Below are 18,895 nucleotides of genomic sequence, written 5' to 3' on the forward strand. Positions count from 1 at the left end.
GCGGTGTGGGCGTGGTTTCCTTGCACTAGGTGTGGTGCCATCTCGGCCACGCCTGGCGGGAGCCACGCCTGGCGGGAGCCACGCCTAGCGGGAGTTGGTAGCGATGCGCAGAGCGAGGTCGGGGAGATCGGCGCCGGAGAGGCCGGGATAGCCGTGCAGGATGGCGCGCCAGCGGGCGGGTACAGCGGAGGCTCCCCAGCGGGCGCCGAGCAGGCCGCCAGCGATGGCCGCGGTGGTGTCCGTGTCGTTTCCGGCGCGCACGCACGCCTCCAGTGCGAGTGGAAGGTGCTCGGGCGTCGACTGATCGGTGCTCGTGATGGCCCACCACGCGGTCTGCAGGGCGTGCACGACCCAACCGTTGTTCGGGAAGTCGGCGGGGGTGCCCTTCTCCGCTTCGTCCAGCCGGTCAGTCCAATACGCGGATTGCGCTGAGCCGCTGATGTATTCGCGAACCCCGTCGAAATCGGCGTTCAGGACGGCATGCCGGATGGCGTAGGTCCACATCTTGCACGCCTCGACAGCGTTCTCGTCGTAGTGGGTGAGCAAGCCGACCCGCCCCGCCGCCGCGACGCATTCGGCGGCGTCGTCGAGATAGGCCAGCGCGACCGGCGCGGTCCGCATGAGTGAGCCGTTGCCGCCGGTTCGGCCGGTCAGCGACATCGCCACGGCCTGCATGTCCAGCGCGGAGGAAGGTCGGGCGGACAACACGTTTCGCGTCTGGTTCCCGATGTCGGGCGGCTTCGAGTCGTACCAGGAGATGAACCCGGCCGCGACCGCGTCGAGATCGATTCCCGGCCCACTGGCGGCGGCGACCGCCACGGCGACGGCCATCGACGTATCGTCGGTCCACTCGCCCGGCGCCCAGTCGAACACCCCGCCGCCGATCATGTCGATCACCGTGTCCGGACCTGGCTGAGTGAACTCGTAGCCCGCCCCCAGCGCATCGCCGGCGGCGGTACCGACCAGCACGCCGGCGACCCGATCCGAGTACCCCGCATCGTGCACAGAATCCACCCCTCTCGGGTGTATCCACCCTCCGATCGTCCGATTGACAAGCCTACCGGTCGGCTTGTGATCCACCGGTGATTCACACCGGTGTGACACCGAATCGAGCTTCCGGTGTGACACCGGATCGGGCTAGCGCGTGATCGCGTCCGCCGCCTCGGCCACGGAGAGCTGCCTGGTGCGACGTGCCCGCAGCAGGGCGTCGGTGGTGAACACCGCCAGCGCCGTCCAGATCAAGGCGAATCCGGCCCAGCGTGACACGGGCATGGGTTCGTGCATGACCGCCACGCCCCAGGCCATCTGCAGGGCGGGGGTGAGGTATTGCAGGATGCCCATGGTCGAGAGCGGGACCCGCTTGGCCGCCACGGCGAACAGCAGCAGCGGCAGCAGCGTGACCGGCCCGGTGGCCAGCATGAGACCGAAATGGGCAGGGCTGGACGTCATCTCACTGCGGCCGGTGGCCATCAAGACGATCAGAAAGGCCAGCGCGAACGGCACGGCGACAATACCCTCGGCCGCGATGCCGGGGAGCGCGTCGAGCCGGATCACCTTCTTCACCAGCCCGTAGGCCGCGAACGAGCAGGCCAGAATCAGCGCGATCACCGGCGGCCTGCCGTAGTCGACGGTCAGCACCACCACCGCCAGCGCGCCCAGCCCCAACGCCACCCACTGCGCCCTGGTGAGCCGCTCCCGGAACAGCAACACGCCGATGGCGACGGTGACCAGCGGATTGATGAAGTACCCGAGCGCGCATTCCACGATGTGCCCGGTGGTGACGCCGAATACGTACACGCCCCAGTTCAGCGACAACGCCGCCGAGGCCGCGGCCGCCAGGCGCCAGGTCCTGGCATCGATCCCGCGCACGTTCCCCAGTCGCCCCGTCAGCGTGAGCACGAGCAGCACCACGACCAGCGTCCACACGATCCGCTGCGCCACCACTTCCGCGGGCGAGGCGAACGACAACAGCCCGAAGAAGGCGGCGAACGAACCCCAGATGAGGTAGGCCCCCGCCCCGAAAACGACACCGGGCGGGGATGAGCTGCGCTGCATTCATCCCATGTTACGACCGGCTAATCTGGCGAGCATGTCCATTTCCGTGCAGGAACCGGCGGCTGCCGGGCTCACCGCCGCACAGGTCGACGAGCGCCGCCGCGACGGGCGCACCAACGACGTCCCCGCCAGGGCGAGCCGGTCGGTCGGCGAGATCGTCCGCGCGAATGTCTTCACCCGCATCAACGCCATTCTCGGGGTGCTGTTCCTGCTGGTGCTGTCGACGGGTTCGATCATCGACGGCATGTTCGGGCTGCTCATCGTGGCCAACAGCGCGGTCGGCATCATCCAGGAGGTCAGGGCGAAGCGGACCCTGGACGAGCTGGCGATCGTCAGCCAGGCCAAACCGACGGTGCGCCGCGACGGCGTCGCCCAGCAGGTCGCCCCCGGCGAGGTGGTGCTCGACGATCTGATCGAGCTCGGCCCCGGCGACCAGATCGTGGTCGACGGTGAGGTCGAGGAGGCCGCCGCGCTCGAGATCGACGAATCGCTGCTGACCGGTGAGGCCGACCCGATCGACAAGGGCGTCGGCGCGCCGGTGATGTCGGGCAGTTTCGTGGTGTCGGGTTCGGGCGCCTACCGCGCGACCAAGGTCGGCAAGGACGCCTACGCGGCGAAACTGGCCGAGGAGGCCAGCAAGTTCACGCTGGTGCACTCCGAATTGCGGTCGGGCATCGACAAGATCCTGAAATTCATCACCTACCTGCTCATTCCCGCCGGGCTGCTCAGCATCTACAACCAGCTGGTCTCGAGCGGGGAATCGTGGCGCCCGGCCGTCACCGGCATGGTCGCGGCGTTGGTGCCGATGGTTCCCGAGGGCCTGGTCCTGATGACGTCGATCGCCTTCGCGGTCGGTGTGGTTCGCCTGGGTAAACGCCAGTGCCTGGTGCAGGAATTGCCCGCGATCGAGGGCCTGGCCCGGGTCGACGTGGTGTGTGCCGACAAGACCGGCACGCTCACCGAGAACGGTATGCGCCTGGCGCAGGTCGAACCGCTCGGCGCGTTCGACGAGGCCGGGGTGAAGGCCGCGCTGGCCGCGCTCGCGAGCGACGACCCGCGTCCCAATGCCAGTGTCCAGGCCATCGCCGAAGCGCTGCCCGACTCCCCCGGCTGGTCGCAGACCGCCGTCGCGCCCTTCTCCTCGGCCAAGAAGTGGAGCGGCATTTCCTATGGCGCCCACGGTGATTGGCTGCTCGGTGCGGCCGACGTGCTGCTCGATCCCGCCTCCGACGACGCCGCCCACGCCGAGCGGCTCGGCTCGTCGGGGCTGCGCGTGCTGCTGCTGGCGCGCAGCGACCGCTCGGTCGACGCCGAGGACGCGCCTGGCCGGGTCGAGCCCGCCGCGCTGGTGGTGCTCGAGCAGAAGGTGCGTCCCGACGCCAAGGAAACCCTGGAATACTTTGCGAGCCAGCAGGTCTCGATCAAGGTGATCTCCGGCGACAACGCGGTGTCGGTCGGCGCGGTCGCCTCCTCGCTCGATCTGCCCGGCGGTGATCACGCCGTCGACGCGCGCACCCTGCCCGACGATCCGGCCGCGCTCGCCGACGTGCTCGATCGCGAAACCACGTTCGGCCGTGTGCGTCCCGACCAGAAGCGCGCCATGGTCGGTGCTCTGCAGTCGCGCGGGCACACCGTCGCCATGACCGGTGACGGCGTCAACGACGTGCTGGCGCTCAAGGACGCCGATATCGGTGTCGCGATGGGCGCCGGTAGCCCGGCCACCCGCGCGGTGGCGCAGATCGTGTTGCTGGACAACAAGTTCGCGACCCTGCCCTACGTGGTGGGGGAGGGGCGCCGGGTGATCGGCAATATCGAACGCGTCTCGAACCTGTTCCTCACCAAGACCGTGTACTCGGTGCTGCTGGCCTTCCTCGTCGGTCTGGCCGGTGTGGGATCGCAGATCTTCGGCTACGACCCCATCGGGTATCCGTTCCTGCCGCGCCACGTCACCATCGCGGCCTGGTTCACCATCGGCATCCCCGCGTTCGTGCTCTCGCTCGCGCCCAACAACGAGCGTGCCCGCACCGGCTTCGTCGGCCGGGTGATGCGCTTGGCCGTGCCCTCGGGCGTGGTGATCGGCGTGGCGACGTTCGTGGCCTACCTCATCGCCTACGCCGGGCCGGAGGCCACGGAAACGCAGAAGGTACAGGCGGGCACCACCGCGTTGATCACCCTGATCATGATCGCGGTATGGGTGCTGGTGCTGGTCGCGCGGCCGTACGTGTGGTGGAAAGTCGTGCTGATCGCGGTGTCCGTGCTGGCCTATGTCGCGCTGTTCACGATCCCGTTCACCCGCGAGTTCTTCAAACTCGACCCCTCCAACCCGCGCCTGACGCTGGCGGCGGTGGTCTGCGGTGTGGTCGGCATCGTGCTGGTCGAGCTGGCATGGTGGGTGCAGGCGCGGCGCTCGGGCGGCGCGGGCAAGCTCTTTCCCCCGGTGGGCGCGCAGGGGGCGTGACCGGCCACTGACTCGGGTCGGGTGGTTTTCGAGAACCCTTGTGCCGGATGAACATTCGGTGTTGGAGTACCTTTGCCGGTTATGGAGGTATTGCTGCCGCTTTCGCACCGTCTCGGGACCACCCGGTGACCCCCGGCGAACTGGATGATCTGTTCGCCGAGCTCATCGAGCAGATCGATCGGCTCGACGTGGATGCGCTGGAATTAATGGCAGCTGCTTATGACCAGGCCGGAGATGTCGACCGGGCCCGCGAGCTGTGGGTGATGGCCGAAGCGCGTCGCGGCAGCGATCGTCAGTAGACACCGCGGCTCAGTAGACACCGCGGCTCAGTAGACACCGCGGCTCAGCGCGATCGAGCGGCAGTGACCGGAGTGTTACTCGGCAGGAACCGGGCCGTCGTCGGGGTTCGGTGTGACGGTGTCGCCGGTGCCGGGCAGGAGCGGACTCACCGCGAAGCGTCCCGCGATGGCGTCGGCCGGTAACGCCTGCACCGTCCGGATGCCGGGTTGTGTTGCGAGCTCACGTAACTGGGACAGGGTGCCGTGCACCACGATGCCCGCCGTGCACGCGCAGCCCGCACGCAGGCGGCTCTCGGTGACGTGAGCGATCGCGGCGCTGCGCTCGTCGCGGAACTGCTGGGCCGCCACCAACCCCGCGGCCGCCTCGCCGGACTTCACCGCGGGCTCGTCACCACCCGGCGTCGCGACGGTGATCACCGGCGTCTGGACCCGGTCGACCGGCACGTGCTGGATCACCCCGGAGATCCGCAGTCCGTCGGCTACGGCCGGAAGCTGTGGGGGCGCGATGTATTCGGTGAACGACACCAGCGCCCAGTGCTGGTCGGTGTCGCCACCGTCGAGGGAAGCCTTCGCGTCGACCAGGTATTGCTCGACCTGCTCGCCGGGCGCGGGCCCCAGCCGATCGGTGGCCACCGCCGACGCGGGCGGCGGTTCGCGGAAGGCGATCACCAACAGGATCGCCGCGCCGGCAGCCGCGATCCCGAAGATCACCGAGTTGCGCAGCGATATCCGCCGGTCGACCGAATCGTGCTCGGCGGCAGTCGATTCGGCGGGCATGTTCCCGAGATCCGCGGCGGTCGAACCCGGACCGCCGTCCGCCGGTGCCTGCCCGGCCGGTGAATCCCCGCGGTCGTCCGGCGCCGCATCCGGCGCCGGTTCGGACGACCGCGGGTCGTCAGGCATTGCGTAGTACGTCCAAGGCGCCCGCCAGATCGTCGGGGTACTCGCTGGTGATCTCGAGCCAGCGACCGTCGGCGGGGTGGTGGAAGCCGAGCTGACGCGCGTGCAGCCACTGCCGTTCCAGGCCGAGGCGTTTGGCCAGCGTCGGGTCGGCGCCGTAGGTGAGGTCGCCCGCGCAGGGGTGGCGGACCGCGGAGAAGTGCACCCGGATCTGGTGCGTGCGGCCGGTCTCGAGGTGGACGTCGAGCAGGCTGGCCGCCTGGAACGCCTCGAGGGTGTCGTAGTGGGTGACGCTGGGCCTGCCGTCGCCGGTCACCGCGAACTTCCAGGCATTGCCCCGCGCACGCCCGATCGGCGCGTCGATGGTGCCGCTGCTCGGATCCGGGTGTCCCTGCACGAGTGCATGGTATTGCTTGTCGACCGTGCGTTCCTTGAAGGCGCGCTTGAGCATCGTGTAAGCGTGTTCGGATTGTGCCACCACCATCACTCCGGAGGTGCCCACGTCGAGCCGGTGCACGATGCCCTGGCGCTCGTGCGCGCCCGAGGTGGAGATTCGGTAGCCCATCGCGGCCAGGCCGCCGACCACGGTCGGACCGGTCCAGCCGACGCCGGAGTGCGCGGCGACCCCGATCGGCTTGTCCACGGCGACGATGTCGTCGTCGGCGTAGAGAATGTTCATCCCGTCGACCGGGGTGGGCTCGACCGTGAGCTCGCGCTTGGGTTCGGGGAAGATCACTTCCAGCCACGCGCCCGCGGTCAGCCGGTCGGACTTGCCCGCGGCGACCCCGTCGATCTGCACCGAGCCGTCCTCGGTCAGCGCCACCACCGCGGTCCGCGAGAGGCCGAGCAGGCGGGCCAGACCCGCGTCCACCCGCATCCCGTCCAGTCCGTCGGGAACGGGCATCGTCCTGGTTTCTCTCATGCGGTCTCCTCGGTGTGTTTGCGACCGCTGCGGGTGCCGTCCGGTTCGAAACCGAACACGGTGAGCGCGACCAGCAGGATCGCCCCGCACACGATGGCCGAGTCGGCGACGTTGAAGACCGGCCACCAGCCGACGGCGACGAAGTCGACCACATGGCCCTGCAGCGGGCCTGGGTATCGGAAGAGCCGGTCGACCAGGTTGCCCAGCGCGCCACCCAGGACCATGCCGAGGCCGATGGCCCACCACAGTGATCGCAGGGTGCGTCCGATCCGGATCACACCGATCACCACCGCGGCGGCGATCAGGGTGAGCAGCCAGGTCATGCCGGTCGCCATCGAGAACGCCGCGCCCGGGTTGCGGACCAGGGTGAACCGCGCGAAATCGCCGATGATCGGCACCGATTCGCCCGGGTCGATGAAGGCGACCGCGAGGCACTTGGTCAGCAGGTCGAGCCCGAACAGGACGACGGCGATGATCAGCAACGTCGTCAAACGCCGGCGACCAGCGGGTTTCGCCGTCTCGGCAGCCTCTGGCACGGCAGCCGCCGACGGTGTGGCGGAGTCGTCGCCGGTCTCGGGGACAGCAGCGTTGTCGGATGGCCGGTCTTCACTCACGCGTCCATCATTCCTTAGTGCTGATCCGGCCCGCGCCGCGGTGCCGGGGAGTCCCAGGTGTTACTCAGGAAGCGGTCGTACCCTGATGGCTGTGACGGTGTTGTCTAGATCTCGCGTACCCCGCATCGCGCGCCCCGGGGTGTTACTGGTGGCGCTCGTGCTCGGGTTCGCGACCTTCGGCGCCGGCTGCGCCGATCGCTCGGCCCCTGCCGCGGAGATGGACGGCACCGAGCCGCTCGGCATCGGCAAGGAAGTCACCGTGCCGATCTCGGCCGCGGTCACCACGATGATCTCGCCCGGCGAGGAGCCGCGCGACCTGCTGCGGCCGCGCTATGCCGCGGGCACCACGCAGGAGGTGACGCTGCGCACCGACTACCGGATCCAGCAGCAGGTCAATGATCAGCCGACGCGTGACTTCTCGCCCGCCGCGCTGACCATCCCGATGACCGCGCGCACGGGCGCCGATGGCGTCGATCTCACCGTCGGCGCGGTCACCACGCCGGACCCCGCGCTCAACAAGGCGTTCACCTCCGCCGACGGTTCACACGCCGGTTTGGGGATGAGCGACCTCGGTGCGATCACCGAGCTGCGCATGGCGCCGTCGCCCGACACCCCGAACACGGCGCGGGCCGCGCTCGAACAGGCCTTCTATCAGGCTGTGTACCAGTCGATCGCGTTCCCGGACCAGCCCGTCGGCGTCGGCGCGGTGTGGACGGTGCACCAGAAGATCACCGGCGGGGTCACCCTGGACCAGATCACCACCGCCACGCTCACCAGCCGCGAGGGCGACCGGCTCACCATCGATCTGCAGGTGAATCAGACGCCCACGGACACGGTGTGGGAGTTGCCCAACGACGCCGGTGAGCTCGACATCGACGGTTACGTGATGGAAGGCGTCGGCTCGATCACCATCGATCTCGGTATGCCGCTGCCGGTTTCGGGTTCCATCGAGATCGGTGGGCAGCAGACCTACCGCGACGCGCGCAGTGTGAGCACCCTGGTGCAGACGCAGTCGACCCGGGTTTCCTGGACGGAATGATGGGGGTGGATTCGCTGCGCGCAGGCGCGGTGGTTTCGGCGTGTGTCGGGTTGGTCGGCGTCGCGGGCTGTGGGTCCGGCGACGCGGTGGACTCGCCGGGATCGGGTCCGTTCACCGCCGCCGTCACGGCCGCACCGGGAACCGGGGCCGTGATCCGCGATGCGGCGCAGTTGTCGGCCGGTCTGCTCGCCGCTACCGATCTGCCCGGTGATTTCGCGGTCGTGCCGCCGCGCGGTGAGTCCGCCGAGCCCGCGGTGCCGCCCGCGGCGCTGACGGATCCGCCGGACTGCGGACGGCTGCTCTCGCCGATCGCGCAGCAGTGGCCGGGGTCGGCCGCCGACGCGTCGGTGCAGTTCGCGGGGCCCAGCTTCGCCACCATCGACATCGACGCCGCGAGCTACCCGGACGCGGCGCTGGTCCCGGCATTCGACGCGCTCCAGGCGCAGCCACGGCGCTGCACCAGCTACTCCGGCGACGACGCGGGCGTGCGGATCGAGTACCGAACCAGCGCGCTCGCGCAGCCGCCCGCGGGCGACGCCGCCTCGGCGTTCACCCTGACCGCCACGAGTGAGGGGCTCACGCTCACCTCGGCGACCTCACTGGTCCAGGTGGGGAACACGCTGGTTCAGGTCGTCGTCACCGCGCCCGAGGTCGTCGACCCCGGCGTGCTCGCCGATCTCACCGCGGTGCAGGTGCGCAAACTGCGCGGCTGAGGCCGGTTCGGGTTCACGCCGCGACGGCGAGCTTCCCGCCGAGGTGGCCGAGATAGCCACGGACGTCGTCGGCACTCTTGTCGGGAAGACCGAAGACCACCTCGGTGACACCGAGATCGGCCCAGCGGGCGAGTTGCTCGGCATCGTGGCGACCGGCCAGCGCGATCACCCGTGGGGTGCCGTCGCGGCCCGCGTCCTTCCAGACCCGGTGCAGGAGTTCGACTTTGGCGCCCAGGTCACCTTCGGTGGGGGTGGTGATCCAGCCGTCCGCGTTGGCCGCGAGCCAGCCGAACGACTTCTCGGTACCGCCCGCGCCGAGCAGAACCGGGACCCCGGCGCGCACCGGCTTCGGCCAGGACCAGCTCGGGCCGAACGTCACGAAATCGCCGGCGAACTCGGCTTCCTCCTGCGACCACAGTGCCCGCATCGCGTCGAGATTCTCGCGCAACACCGTGCGTCGCTTGTTCGCGGGCACGCCGTGATGGGCGAGTTCGTCGGTGTTCCAGCCGAATCCGACACCCAGCTCGACCCGCCCACCGGACAGGTGATCGAGCGAGGCGATGGTCTTGGCGAGGGTGATCGGGTGGTGCTCGGCGGGCAGCGCCACCGCCGTCGACAAGGTGATCCGCTCGGTGACCGCGGCGGCGGTGGCCAGCGCGACCCACGGGTCGAGCGTGCGCAGGTACCGGTCGTCGGGCAGCGAGGAGTCGCCGGTCTGCGGATGGGCCGCGGCCCGTACGACCGGGATATGGGTGTGTTCGGGGACGTAGAACGCGTCGAATCCGGCGTCTTCGGCGGCCTTCGCCGCATCGGCGGGCGCGATGCCCCGGTCACTGGTGAACAAGACAACCCCGTAGCGCACGTCCCGGCCCTCCGACTTCGGCAGCAAAACTGAAACAGGTTCTAAACCTGAAACAAGTTCTACAGGAGTACCACGAGTTCTACTAGTCCCGATCTCATCGGATGGACGATCTTTCCCCGATCAAGTGAGGGGAATACGCTGGTGGTCGTCCGAGCATCACTCTCGACACGGAGGTATCCGATGTCTGATGTTTCCCCCTTTCCCGACGGTTATCCGCGGATCTGTCCCGGGCTGGCGTGTGCGGGAGCTGGCGCCGCGATCGACTTCTACACCGCGATCTTCGGTGCGACCGTGCGCATGAAGATGGACGGCCCCGGCGGCTCCGTCGTCCACAGTGAACTGCTCGTGGGCGACTCGGTACTGATGGTCGGCGACCCGGTCCCCGAGATCGGCTTCACCGACCCGAAAGCTGTCGGCGGCTCCCCGGTGAACCTGATGGTCTACGTGGCCGACGCGGACGCCGCCTTCGCCGCGGCGCTCACCGCGGGCGCCACCGCGATCACGCCGATGACCGACCAGTTCTACGGCGACCGCAGCGGCGCCTTCGAGGACCCGTGGGGTCACCGCTGGACCGTGGCCACCCACATCGAAGACGTCTCGCCCGAAGAAATGGAACGGCGCATGGCCGAAATGATGGACGCCGCCGGCTGATCGGAACGACACGCCCGCGCCGTCGGCGAAGGCCGCGGTGCGGGCGTGCCGCGCGTTCACGCGAGAACGATCGAGTCACCCTCGACGCGAACAGGTTTGGCGGGCAGCGGCTCGGTCGCGGGACCGCCGCGCACCGCGCCGTCGAGCTCGAATCGGCTGCCGTGGCAGGGGCAGTTGATCGTGCCTCTGGCCACGGTGGCGACCTTGCAGCCTGCGTGTGTGCAGGTCGATGACAGGCCGACGAAATTGCCCGCGGTCGGCTGGGTGACGACGGTGTCGCCGACGATCACCCCACCGCCCACCGGAACATCCGCCGCTCTGGTCAGCGCACCCGCAGGCGCCCCCGGTTCGGGCGACGCGGCGGCAGCCGACTCGGTGTCGTCGTCGGAACCGCACGCGGTCAACGTCGCCGCGGCGGCCAAGACGCCGACACCCACCACGACGGTGCGGCGGTTCAGCGAGAAATCGTTGATGGTCATCGGTCGTTCTCCGCTTCAGTTGGTGAGGCCGCCGGTCTGTGGCCCCATGCCCACCGGCTCCTGCCCTGACAACGGCCCACACCCCCTCCTGGTTCGACCGATTCCTCGAGATCCTCGCAGTGTGCGCTGCCACGCGGGTAGTTGCGCACCTGGCGTGAAATCTCCGGATGTATCGGGGAATTCCCTGATGTGGGTGGGTGGGCCGGGCGCCTAGCGTTCTCGGTGTGAGGGCGATTGTGCAGCAGGTATACGGGTCATCGGCGATGTTGGCGACGGCGGAGATCGAGCGGCCGCTCGCGCGAGCGGGGGAGGTGCTGGTCCGGGTGCGCGCCGCGTCGGTGAACGCGCGGGATTGGCATGTGATGCGGGGAGATCCGAAGATCGCGCGGTGGATGGATCGGTCGGTCTTCGGCCGTCGGGGACCGGCGAACCCGGTGCAGGGCGGTGATTTCGCGGGGACGGTCGAGGAGGTGGGCGACGGTGTCACGGATCTGGCCATCGGCGACGAAGTCTTCGGGGAGGCGGTCAGCGGTGCGTTCGCGGAGTACGTCGCGGTGGCGCGGGGGCTGCTCGACCGGAAACCGGCGAACCTGAGTTTCGAGGAAGCGGCGGCGGTGCCGTTGGCCGCCAATACCGCCCAGACCTGCCTGCGTCACGTCGGCGAGGGCGAGCGCGTGCTGGTCATCGGCGCGTCCGGCGGGGTCGGCACCTTCGCGGTCCAGATCGCCCGAGCGCGGGGTGCGCGGGTCAGCGCGGTGTGCAGCACCCGCAATGTCGAGGCGGCGCGCGCACTCGGCGCGGAACACGTCGTCGACTACACCCGTGACACCCTGACCGGCCGCTACGACACTGTCCTCGACCTGGCCGGAACACGGACGCTGCGGGCCCTGCTCCGCCTGGTCGAACCCACCGGCACGCTCGTCCTGTCCGGTGGGGGAAACTTCGACGGCGGCAGCTGGTTCGGCCCGGTCGGTCTGCTCGCGCGGGGTCAGCTGGCTCGACCGTTCGTGAAACCGGGCATCCGTGCCCCACTGGCGGAGCAGACGACGCAGTCACTGTCCGAGTTGCGCGCACTGATCGAGTCGGGTGCGCTCCGCCCGGTCATCGACCGCACCTATCCACTGGCCGATACGGCCGCCGCCATCGAGTACATGGAGACCGAACACGCGCGCGCGAAGATCGTGATCAGCATCGCCCCGGCGGGCTGACTCACAGCAGGCGGAACTCCATCATCGCGATCGCGTCGTCGACGGAGGTGGACAGGGCCTCGAGCCGGCTGTGCGTATTCGGGGCCGACAGCGCCGTCTGGCGGTCGGTCGGGCCGATCGGCAGGCGAGCCGCGAGCTCATAGGAGCGAGTGGTCGGATCGTCGGACAGATCGTCCAGCGATGCCGACGGCGGCGGACGGCGGATGCCGTTGCGTCGCGCGAACTGGGCCGTGAGGGTGTGCAGGCGGTCCGCGCGTTCACGCAGACTCGCCAGCAACGCGCTGTCGTCGGCGCCGGGGCCGTCCGGCCATGTTTCGGCTTCCGCCTGCGGATACGGGGCGTCGACGAGCCACTTCTCGATGCGAATGCGGTCGGTTCCCTTGCAGCGCAGCCGGTATCGCGAGCCGGGCAGTTCGATGACGTCGGTGATCCTGGCGACGGTGCCCACCTCCGTGCGTACCTCACCGCCACCCACTTCGTGCCCGCGCGCGATCAGCACGACACCGAATTCCGGCTCGCGCCGACCGTCCATGCAGTCCTCGACCAGCGCCACGTACCGCGGCTCGAAGATCTGCAACGACAACGACTCACCGGGTAGCAGCACTGCCCCCAGCGGGAACACAGGTATCTCCACCGTTCCAGCATGCCCGGTGTCGCGCGGACTGCCGCCATCCGGCGCGCTCATGCTGTGTCCTTTCGGCAGGTTCCGGCCTGCCCCGCGGTGACAGGGGCCGGTCGATGATTCCCGCGCCACCGTGCGCACTGACCGGTGGCGCGGGCTGTCGTCCGGTCCGTCACGGGGTGGCGATCGACTCGAACACCGTCGGGTCGACCAGTGTCGAGGTGTCGCCGAGTTCGCGGCCTTCGGCGACATCGCGCAGCAGCCTGCGCATGATCTTGCCGCTGCGCGTCTTGGGCAGCTCGGGCACGATGTGGATCTCGCGCGGCCGCGCGATCGGACTGATCTCCAACGAGACCGCCGCCTTGAGCTCGGTCACCAGCGACTCGGCCGCCCCGGCCGCGCCGGTGAGGATGACGAAGGCCACGATCCCCTGACCGGTGGTCTCGTCGGACGCGCCGACCACCGCGGCCTCGGCGACGGCCGGATGCCCGACCAGCGCGGATTCCACCTCGGCGGTGGAGATGCGGTGACCGGACACATTCATGACGTCGTCGACGCGCCCGAGAATCCACAGATCGCCGTCGGCGTCGAGCTTGGCGCCGTCCCCGGCGAAGTACCAGCCTTCGGAAGCGAAACGCTGCCAATAGGTTTCGCGGTAGCGGTCCATGTCGTTCCAGATGCCGCGCAGCATCGACGGCCACGGCTGATCCAGGACGAGCAGCCCGGATTCGCCGGTGCTCAGCGGCGTGCCGTCGTCGTCGACGACCTGGGCGGAGATGCCGGGCAGCGGGCCCATCGCGGCGCCGGGCTTGGTGGTGGTGACGCCGGGCAGTGGCGCGATCATGATGGCGCCGGTCTCGGTCTGCCACCAGGTGTCGACGATCGGTGTGGTGTTCGCGCCGATCACTTCTCGGTACCAGCGCCAGGCTTCGGGGTTGATCGGTTCGCCGACGGAGCCGAGCAGGCGCAGGGTGCTCAGATCATGTGCGCCGGGGATCTCGCGGCCCCACTTCATGAAGGTGCGGATCAACGTCGGCGCGGTGTAATAGATGGTGACGCCGTACTTCTCGATGATCTCGAAATGACGATGCTCGTCGGGAAAATTCGGAGTGCCTTCGTACACAACCTGAGTCGCCCGGTTGGCGAGGGGACCGTAGACGATGTAGCTGTGTCCGGTGACCCAGCCGATATCGGCGGTGCACCAGTAGACGTCGTGGCCCGATTGGTGATCGAAGACGTTGTGGTGGGTGTAGGCCGTCTGGGTGAGATAGCCGCCGGTAGTGTGCAGAATCCCCTTCGGTTTTCCGGTGGTGCCGGAGGTGTAGAGGATGAACAGCGGGTGCTCGGCGGGGAAGGGCTGTGCCTCGTGCGACGGCGAAGCGACGGCGACGGTTTCGTCCCACCACAGATCACGCACCTCGGTCCACGGCACGTCGAGGCCGACCCGGCGCACCACCAGCACATGCTCGACGCTCGACGGGTCCGAACCCAGCGCCTCGTCGACGGCGTACTTCAGCGCCGCGGGCTTGCCGCGCCGCCACTGTCCGTCGGTGGTCACGATCAACCGTGCCTGCGCGTCGTCGACCCGCTGACGCAACGCGGTGGGGGAGAACCCGGCGAACACCACCGAGTGGGTGAGCCCGAGCCGTGCGCACGCCAGCATCGTGACAATCGCCTCGGGCACCATCGGCATGTAGATCGCGACCCGATCACCGGCGACCAGGCCGAGCGCGGTGAAAGTATTCGCCGCCCTGCACACGTCATCGAGCAGCTCCGCGTAGGTGATCGCGCGGGAGTCGCCGGGCTCGCCCTCCCAGTGGATGGCGACCTGGTCGCCGTGTCCGTCGATGACATGGCGGTCGAGGCAGTTGTAGGCGACATTGAGCTCGCCGTCGCCGAACCAGCGCGCGACCGGCGCGTCGGTCCAGTCGAGAACCTCGGTGAAGGGCTTGTGCCAGTGCAGCCGGTTGGCCTGCTCGGCCCAGAAACCGTCGCGATCGGTGCGCGCTCGCTCGTACAGCGAGGCATCGGCATTGGCCTGCGCGACGAACTCCGGGGCGGGCGGGTAACTGGTCACAAGAATCTCTCCTTCGAAAAGCATGGGGGTACAACCCGTGCCGGTGGGGCGAACCAGCGGCACGGGCAGGGTTGGCGTCAGTGCGAGATCGCCTTCTCCGCACCGACGCCGGTCAGGGACCGGACTTCCATCTCCGCGGCCTTGACCTGGTCGACCTGCTCACCGCGGCCACCCAGGTAGGTGCCGAGCACGCCGAGTGCGAAGGCCAGCGGAATGGACACGATGCCCGGGTTGGACAGCGGGAACCAGTCGAAATCCGCGCCCTTGATCATCGCGGTCTTGTTGCCCGACACCGCGGGCGAGAACACGATGAGCACGATGGTCGAGATCAGACCGCCGTACATCGACCACAGCGCGCCGGTGGTGTTGAACCGCTTCCAGAACAGCGAGTACAGGATCGTCGGCAGGTTCGCCGCCGCCGCCACCGCGAAGGCCAGCGCCACCAGGAACGCGATGTTCTGGCCGTTGGCGAGAATGCCGAGACCGATCGCGAGCACACCGATCACCACGGCGGTGATCCGCGAGACCCGCACCTGCTTGACCTCGTCGACCTCGCCCTTCTTGAGCACGCTGGCGTAGATGTCGTGGGCGAACGAGGCCGACGCGGTGATGGTGAGTCCGGCCACGACCGCGAGGATCGTCGCGAACGCGACCGCCGAGATCACCCCGAGCAGGATCACCCCGCCGAGTTCGAACGCCAGCAGCGGCGCCGCGGAGTTCTGGCCACCCGCCGCGGCGAGGATCTTGTCCGGGCCGACGATGGCCGCCGCGCCGTAGCCCAGCACCAGGGTGAACAGGTAGAAGGCGCCGATCAGACCGATCGCCCACACCACCGAGCGCCGAGCCTCTTTCGCGGTCGGAACCGTGTAGAAGCGCATCAGCACGTGCGGCAGACCCGCGGTGCCGAGTACCAGGGCCAGGCCGAGCGAGAGGAAGTTCAGCTTCGACATCTCGCTACCGCCGTATTGCGCGCCGGGCGCGAGCACGTCGCGGGCGGCGACCGCCTTGCTGGTGGACTCGCTCACCGATTCCTGTGCGGCACCGAGGATGTCGGAGAAGTTGAAGCCGAACTTCGCCAGCACCATCACCGTCATCAGCGCGGCGCCCGCGATCAGCAGCACCGCCTTGATGATCTGCACCCAGGTGGTGCCCTTCATGCCACCGACCAGCACGTACACGATCATCAGCACACCGACGGCCGCGATGACGACGGACTGTCCGGCGCGACTGGAGATATCGAGCAGCAGCGCGACCAGGCCACCGGCGCCCGCCATCTGCGCGAGCAGATAGAACAGCGAGACGGTGAGGGTGGTCAGCGCGGCGGCGGTGCGCACCGGGCCTTCCTTCAGCCGGAAGCTGAGCACGTCGGCCATGGTGAACTTGCCGGTGTTGCGCAGCATTTCGGCCACCAGCAGCAGCGCGACGAGCCAGGCGACGAGGAACCCGATCGAATACAGGAACCCGTCGTAGCCGTAGACGGCGATCGCGCCCGCGATGCCGAGGAAGCTCGCGGCCGACAGGTAGTCACCGGCGATGGCGACGCCGTTCTGCGGGCCGGAGAAGCCGCGCCCACCGGTGAAATAGTCCGCGGCACTGGCATTGTTGCGGCTGGCCCGGATCACCACCACCATGGTGACCGCGACGAACAGCAGGAAGATAGCGATATTGGCGATGGGGTTGCCCACCGTGTCGGACGCGGCAAGGGTGACGTTCATGCCCGGCCCCCCTCGAGTTCTTCGCGAATGGCCGCGGCGCGCGGATCCAGCTCACGGTTGGCGAAACGGACGTAGAGCCCGGTGATGAGGAACGTGGAGACGAACTGCCCGAGGCCGAGCAGCAAGCCCACATTGATGTTGCCGAAGACCTTCTGCGCCATGAAGTCGTGCGCGTACGCGCCGAGCAGCACATAGCTCAGGTACCACACCAGAAACAGCGCGGTCATCGGGAAGATGAAGCGGCGCAGCCGGTTTCGCAGATCTTGGAACTGCGGACTCGCTTGTACCGCGAGCCATTCGTCGGCACTCGGCGTGCGCGGATCTGGCGCCTCGGTGTCGGTTTGGGTCATGCCGGTCGTCCTAGCGTGAAGGGGGGTCGTGCGTGGGGATGACGGTAGGTCCCCGGACCTGGGCGCATGACGGTGTGGTGTGGGTCACTCGGTGAAGGTGGCCGCCCGTGCGGTGAGCGGTCGGTGTGGTGCGACGAACGGTCGGTGCGAGATCACCGGTGCGTGGCGGTTTCGGGGTCGCGATCGGCACTCATCCCGAGCCGCTCGGGGGCGTGCATGCGCAGGAACACGCCCGCCACCGCCCGGGGATCCTGACCCGTGGTGGCGAGGCTGACCAGGATGGTCACCGCGAAAGCCAGCGGCACGCTGACCGCGCCCGGATAGTCGACGATCGCGGCGGGCCAGCCGTGCGCCAGGTCGGGGGAGACGCCACCGAGCACCGCCAGCACGGTCGCTCCGCCCGCGGTGATGCCGCCGGTGAGCATGCCCGCGGCGGCTCCGGTTGCGGTGAGTCCTCGCCACCAGATGCCGAGCACGAGCAGCGGGCACAGCGTCGACGCGGCCACCGAGAAGGCGAGGGCGACGGTGCGCGACAGATCGAGGGAGGCCACGGTGACCGCGAGCGTCAGCGGGACCAGTCCCGCGACCAGGGCGGCCAGCCGGAAGTCCCGGATCCGGCCGCGCAGCACGTCGGTGCTGAGTACGCCCGCCAGGCTGACCAGCAGCCCGGACGAGGTGGACAGGAAGGCCGCGATCGCCCCGGCCGCCGCCAGCGCGGCCAGCAGCTGTCCACCGAGTCCGCCGAGCACCGCGCCCGGCAGCAGGACGACCGCGGCGTCGGACGCGCCGGTGATCAGCAATTGGGGCACGTAGAGGCGGGCGAAGACGCCGAGCAGGATCGGGAACAGGTAGAAGACGCCGACCAGCCCGATCACCGTCAGCGCGGTCCGGCGCGCGGACGGGCCGTCACGATTGGTGTAGAAGCGGACGAGTACATGGGGCAGCCCCATGGTGCCGAGGAAGGTCGCCACCATCAGCGAAAACACCTGGTATTGGGGATGTTGCCCGCCGAATCCGCCGCCGGGCGCCACCCAGCTCGCGCCGTCGGCCGGTGCTCCGGCCACCACCGGCACAGCCGAGCCCGGCGCGAGGATCAGTTCAGTGCCTTCGGCGAGGGTGTGATCGCCCGGTGTCAGCACGACCGGACCCGCGGCGGGATGCCCGTCGAGTGTTCCGGTGATCGTGACCGGTTGCGAAACATCCAGGTGCACGACGACATCGGTGGAGATGTCGACGGTGGTGCGCTCGTCGACGGTGGGTGGGACCGGGGTGGCGACCGGTCGTTCGTCGGCGAGGAAATGCATGCCGAGTACCAGCGCGGGCACCGCCACCGCGGTCAATTTCAGCCAGTACTGGAATGCCTGCACCAAGGTGACCGACCGCATGCCGCCGCCGATCACATTCGCCAGCACGATCGCGCCGACAGCGACCGCACCCACCCAGTCGGGTACGCCGAGCAGAATGTGCAGGGTGAGTCCGGCGCCCTGGAACTGCGGGATCAGATACACCGCGCAGACCAGGACGACGAGACCGGCGGCCATGCGGCGCAATCGGATCGAGCCCAACCGGAATTCGGCGAAGTCCGGCACGGTGTACGCGCCCGATCGGCGCAGCGGCGCGGCCACGAACATCAGCAGGCCCAGATAGCCCGCGGTGAAACCCACCGGATACCACAGGGCGTCGGCGCCGTATTTGGCGATCAATCCGGCGACGCCGAGAAAAGAAGCGGCGGAGAGATATTCACCGGAGATCGCCGCGGCGTTCCACCGCGAACCCACGGTGCGTGAGGCGACCAGGAAGTCCGAAGTCGTGCGGGACAGACGCACTCCGTAGAACCCGATGCCGACAGTGGCGAGCGCCGCCAGCAGTAGTGCGGCGACCGTGAGCGCGGGATTGTCCGGACTCATCGGGTCCGCGTCTGTTCGCACGGC

The 18,895-nt window shown here is 68.9% G+C and carries 18 protein-coding genes; 6 read left to right on the forward strand and 12 right to left on the reverse strand.

Going from position 1 to position 18,895, the window contains the following annotated elements:
* Positions 1-84 precede the first annotated feature (84 nt).
* Both ACFWFP_RS32105 and rarD read right to left on the reverse strand, forming a co-directional pair.
* Complete coding sequence (locus ACFWFP_RS32105) at positions 85-1,014, reverse strand: ADP-ribosylglycohydrolase family protein (RefSeq protein WP_379301361.1); 930 nt, start codon at positions 1,012-1,014, stop codon at positions 85-87.
* Between the two features lie 123 nt (positions 1,015-1,137).
* Complete coding sequence (gene rarD / locus ACFWFP_RS32110; RefSeq protein ID WP_379301363.1) at positions 1,138-2,055, reverse strand: EamA family transporter RarD; 918 nt, start codon at positions 2,053-2,055, stop codon at positions 1,138-1,140.
* 34 nt (positions 2,056-2,089) lie between these two features.
* On the opposite strand from rarD, the gene ACFWFP_RS32115 reads away from it, so the two are divergent.
* Together ACFWFP_RS32115 and ACFWFP_RS32120 are read left to right on the forward strand one after the other, a co-directional pair.
* A complete protein-coding gene (locus ACFWFP_RS32115; protein ID WP_379301365.1) occupies positions 2,090-4,513 on the forward strand; it encodes a cation-translocating P-type ATPase in 2,424 nt (807 codons plus the stop codon).
* Between the two features lie 125 nt (positions 4,514-4,638).
* Positions 4,639-4,812 (forward strand): hypothetical protein, encoded by a 174-nt coding sequence (locus tag ACFWFP_RS32120; protein WP_379301367.1) that lies wholly within the window; start codon positions 4,639-4,641, stop codon positions 4,810-4,812.
* Between the two features lie 75 nt (positions 4,813-4,887).
* Here the strand turns inward: ACFWFP_RS32120 and ACFWFP_RS32125 are convergent, their stop codons facing one another.
* Genes ACFWFP_RS32125 through lspA form a run of 3 tightly spaced genes read right to left on the reverse strand, consistent with a single transcriptional unit; the run spans position 4,888 to position 7,248 of the window.
* Complete coding sequence (locus tag ACFWFP_RS32125) at positions 4,888-5,715, reverse strand: hypothetical protein (RefSeq protein ID WP_379301369.1); 828 nt, start codon at positions 5,713-5,715, stop codon at positions 4,888-4,890.
* On the reverse strand, positions 5,708-6,634 hold the full coding sequence (locus ACFWFP_RS32130; protein WP_379301371.1) for an RluA family pseudouridine synthase: 927 nt from the start codon (positions 6,632-6,634) through the stop codon (positions 5,708-5,710). Before ACFWFP_RS32130 ends, ACFWFP_RS32125 begins: the two co-directional genes overlap by 8 nt.
* The gene (gene lspA, locus ACFWFP_RS32135; RefSeq protein WP_379301373.1) at positions 6,631-7,248 is read right to left on the reverse strand and encodes a signal peptidase II; all 618 of its coding nucleotides are present in this window, start codon (positions 7,246-7,248) and stop codon (positions 6,631-6,633) included. The genes ACFWFP_RS32130 and lspA overlap by 4 nt, the downstream gene beginning before the upstream one ends.
* 85 nt (positions 7,249-7,333) lie before the next feature.
* On the opposite strand from lspA, the gene ACFWFP_RS32140 reads away from it, so the two are divergent.
* Positions 7,334-8,287: a hypothetical protein gene (locus ACFWFP_RS32140; protein WP_379301375.1), complete on the forward strand. Its 954-nt coding sequence runs from the start codon at positions 7,334-7,336 to the stop codon at positions 8,285-8,287.
* A 5-nt stretch (positions 8,288-8,292) separates the two neighbouring features.
* Positions 8,293-9,000 (forward strand): hypothetical protein, encoded by a 708-nt coding sequence (locus tag ACFWFP_RS32145; RefSeq protein ID WP_379301377.1) that lies wholly within the window; start codon positions 8,293-8,295, stop codon positions 8,998-9,000.
* A gap of 13 nt (positions 9,001-9,013) precedes the next feature.
* Here the strand turns inward: ACFWFP_RS32145 and ACFWFP_RS32150 are convergent, their stop codons facing one another.
* Positions 9,014-9,862, reverse strand: a complete 849-nt coding sequence (locus ACFWFP_RS32150; RefSeq protein WP_379301379.1) for a TIGR03619 family F420-dependent LLM class oxidoreductase — start codon at positions 9,860-9,862, stop codon at positions 9,014-9,016.
* Positions 9,863-10,042: 180 nt separating this feature from the next.
* Here ACFWFP_RS32150 and ACFWFP_RS32155 point away from each other — a divergent pair, with 180 nt between their 5' ends.
* Positions 10,043-10,513 carry a VOC family protein gene (locus ACFWFP_RS32155; protein WP_379301381.1) on the forward strand — a complete coding sequence of 157 codons (471 nt, stop codon included), beginning with the start codon at positions 10,043-10,045 and terminating at the stop codon, positions 10,511-10,513.
* 56 nt (positions 10,514-10,569) lie between these two features.
* Here ACFWFP_RS32155 and ACFWFP_RS32160 read toward each other — a convergent pair whose 3' ends face one another.
* Positions 10,570-10,992 carry a ubiquinol-cytochrome c reductase iron-sulfur subunit gene (locus ACFWFP_RS32160; protein ID WP_379301383.1) on the reverse strand — a complete coding sequence of 141 codons (423 nt, stop codon included), beginning with the start codon at positions 10,990-10,992 and terminating at the stop codon, positions 10,570-10,572.
* A 224-nt stretch (positions 10,993-11,216) separates the two neighbouring features.
* On the opposite strand from ACFWFP_RS32160, the gene ACFWFP_RS32165 reads away from it, so the two are divergent.
* Positions 11,217-12,200 (forward strand): NAD(P)-dependent alcohol dehydrogenase, encoded by a 984-nt coding sequence (locus tag ACFWFP_RS32165; protein WP_379301385.1) that lies wholly within the window; start codon positions 11,217-11,219, stop codon positions 12,198-12,200.
* A gap of 1 nt (position 12,201) precedes the next feature.
* Here ACFWFP_RS32165 and ACFWFP_RS32170 read toward each other — a convergent pair whose 3' ends face one another.
* The 5 genes from ACFWFP_RS32170 to ACFWFP_RS32190 all read right to left on the reverse strand — a co-directional run bounded on the left by ACFWFP_RS32170 (position 12,202) and on the right by ACFWFP_RS32190 (position 18,871).
* Positions 12,202-12,885, reverse strand: coding sequence for an LON peptidase substrate-binding domain-containing protein (locus tag ACFWFP_RS32170; RefSeq protein WP_379301390.1), 684 nt, complete (start codon positions 12,883-12,885; stop codon positions 12,202-12,204).
* 109 nt (positions 12,886-12,994) lie between these two features.
* Positions 12,995-14,899, reverse strand: coding sequence for an acetate--CoA ligase (acs, locus tag ACFWFP_RS32175; RefSeq protein WP_379301392.1), 1,905 nt, complete (start codon positions 14,897-14,899; stop codon positions 12,995-12,997).
* A 77-nt stretch (positions 14,900-14,976) separates the two neighbouring features.
* A complete protein-coding gene (locus ACFWFP_RS32180; RefSeq protein WP_379301393.1) occupies positions 14,977-16,614 on the reverse strand; it encodes a cation acetate symporter in 1,638 nt (545 codons plus the stop codon).
* Positions 16,611-16,964, reverse strand: coding sequence for a DUF485 domain-containing protein (locus ACFWFP_RS32185; RefSeq protein ID WP_379301395.1), 354 nt, complete (start codon positions 16,962-16,964; stop codon positions 16,611-16,613). The genes ACFWFP_RS32180 and ACFWFP_RS32185 overlap by 4 nt, the downstream gene beginning before the upstream one ends.
* 152 nt (positions 16,965-17,116) lie before the next feature.
* Positions 17,117-18,871 carry a cation acetate symporter gene (locus ACFWFP_RS32190; protein ID WP_379301397.1) on the reverse strand — a complete coding sequence of 585 codons (1,755 nt, stop codon included), beginning with the start codon at positions 18,869-18,871 and terminating at the stop codon, positions 17,117-17,119.
* Positions 18,872-18,895: the final 24 nt, after the last annotated feature.

The sequence above is a fragment of the Nocardia sp. NPDC060249 genome, from assembly GCF_042728755.1.
Lineage (GTDB): Bacteria > Actinomycetota > Actinomycetes > Mycobacteriales > Mycobacteriaceae > Nocardia.